The 1,942-nt window shown below is 66.2% G+C and carries 2 protein-coding genes and 1 pseudogene; 1 reads left to right on the forward strand and 2 read right to left on the reverse strand.

Annotated elements, in window-relative coordinates; all coding sequences use genetic code 11:
• Both efp and earP read right to left on the reverse strand, forming a co-directional pair.
• On the reverse strand, positions 1 to 540 hold a 540-nt coding region (gene efp, locus AC1DU6_RS29270), incomplete at its 3' end, for an elongation factor P (protein ID WP_477861476.1).
• A 96-nt stretch (positions 541 to 636) separates the two neighbouring features.
• Positions 637 to 1,656: an elongation factor P maturation arginine rhamnosyltransferase EarP gene (gene earP / locus AC1DU6_RS29275; RefSeq protein ID WP_477861478.1), complete on the reverse strand. Its 1,020-nt coding sequence runs from the start codon at positions 1,654 to 1,656 to the stop codon at positions 637 to 639.
• A 43-nt stretch (positions 1,657 to 1,699) separates the two neighbouring features.
• Between earP and AC1DU6_RS29280 the strand changes: the two are divergent.
• Positions 1,700 to 1,942 (forward strand): annotated as a pseudogene (locus tag AC1DU6_RS29280) (excinuclease ABC subunit UvrC); the annotation flags it as partial.

A 1,942-nucleotide genomic window follows, 5' to 3' on the forward strand; every position in this document is an offset into this window, starting at 1 on the left:
GTACTCGTGGGTGCGGGTGTCGATTTCGATCTTGTCGCCGTTCTCGACGAACGCCGGCACGGAGATCTCGAAGCCGGTGCCCTTCAGGCGGGCGGGCTTCATGACCTTGCCCGAGGTGTCGCCCTTGGCGGCCGGCTCGGTCTCGATCTCGCGCACGACGCTGGTGGGCAGTTCGATGGAGATGGCTTTGCCGTCGTAGAAGGTCACTTCCGCGGCCATGCTGTCTTCGAGGTAGGACAGAGCGTCACCCATGTTCTCGGACTCGACTTCGTACTGGTTGTACTCGGTGTCCATGAAGACATACATCGGGTCGGCGAAGTAGGTGTAGGTGCACTCCTTCTTGTCTAGGATGATCTGCTCCATCTTGTCGTCGGCCTTGAAGACCAGCTCGGCACCCGCGCCGTTCAGCAGGTTCTTCATCTTGATGCGCACGGTGGCAGCTCCACGGCCACCACGGCTGTATTCGGTCTTCAGGACGACCATCGGGTCCTTGCCCTGCATGATCACGTTGCCGGCGCGGATTTCTTGAGCGAGTTTCATGGTGAATTGCGGTGTGAGGCGCCGGAGATTCCGGCTGGACGGCGCACCAGACTCCAGGAGAACCCGTCTCGGGTTGGCGCGGCAAAGCCCGTCATTCTAGCTGGAAACCCCTAAGAAGCCCTGCAGCTGCGTCAGCAGGTCGGGCTGCGCCGCCAATTGCGCACGCCACCTCGGCGCTTGCTCGGCGGCCTCGTCCAGGCCGGTGAGCGAGGCGGGTAAGGGAGTCAGGCCGTTCCAGCCACGCCAGACCGCGCGCCAGGATGCAGGCAGTTCGGCACGCGCCATGAAGGCTTCGAGCTTGGCGTGATGGGCGTCGTCGTGCTGGGGATAGATATGCCAGACGAAAGGCTTGCCGGCCCATTGCGCGCGCACGAACGAGTCCTCGCCGCGCACGAAATTCAGATCGCAGGCCCAGAGCAACCGGTCGTAGTCGTCCTGGGCCAGATAGGGCAGGGCGATGGTGCGCAAGCCTGGGCGTTCGTGAACCTGTGCCTGCAGCGGGCCGGGGCAGGCGAGCAGCAGCGTGGGCTCGTTGCCCAGCGCGTCGAGCAGAGCCGGCAGGGCCGCATTGGCATAGGCGAACAGGCTGACGACGCGCTCGCCAGGCAGCGGCGACCAGCCCCGCTCAGCCAGCCAGGCCGTGCCATCGAAGCCGGCGATGCGCTCCAACAAACCCGGTTCGCGCAGCAGGCCGCCGGTGCGTGGCGTGAAGCCGGGGTAGAAGAAGTGCTTGGTCAGCCCCGCGCCAGGGCCGCTGAACTGCGGTGAGGCCAGGCCATGGCTGCGCTCGACATAGTCCTCGGCGCTGAGGTATTCGAGATTGATCCACCGCGCTGGCTGCTGGCGCGCGGCCATGCGGGCCGCAAAGGCCGGCGGCAGTTCGCAGCCAAAGGCCTCGATGACGATGTCGCCGGGCTGCTCGAGCACGTCGCCCTCGGGCCAGGCGCGCACGTCGATGGCGGCGGGGCGGTCCGGTGCCATCCAGGCCAGGGCCGACGGCTCATCGATCCACAGCCTGGCCTCATCGCCGCGCGCCGCGAGGTCGCGTGCCAGCCGCCAGCAGACGCCCAGATCGCCATGGTTGTCGATGACGCGGCAGAAGATGTCCCAAAGCATCGGCGCTCTCATGCCCCGATTCTCCCAGGCCACAATTCCAGCCATGTCGAGTACGACCCCTTCCAACACCGATGCCGGTGATCCGCAGCAATCTGAGCAGGTGGCCGAGCGGGCCGCCATCGCCACCGCCGAAAAGCAGCGCACCGCCGAGGTGGAGGCCGCCGCGCGCGAGGGCCGCGAAAGGCTGCTGACCGAAGTCAATGCGCTGCCGGCCCTGCCGGGCGTCTACCGCTATTTCGATGCCAAGGGCGAGGTGCTCTACGTCGGCAAGGCGAAAGACCTGAAG

This window comes from Roseateles sp. P5_B10, from assembly GCF_056400485.1.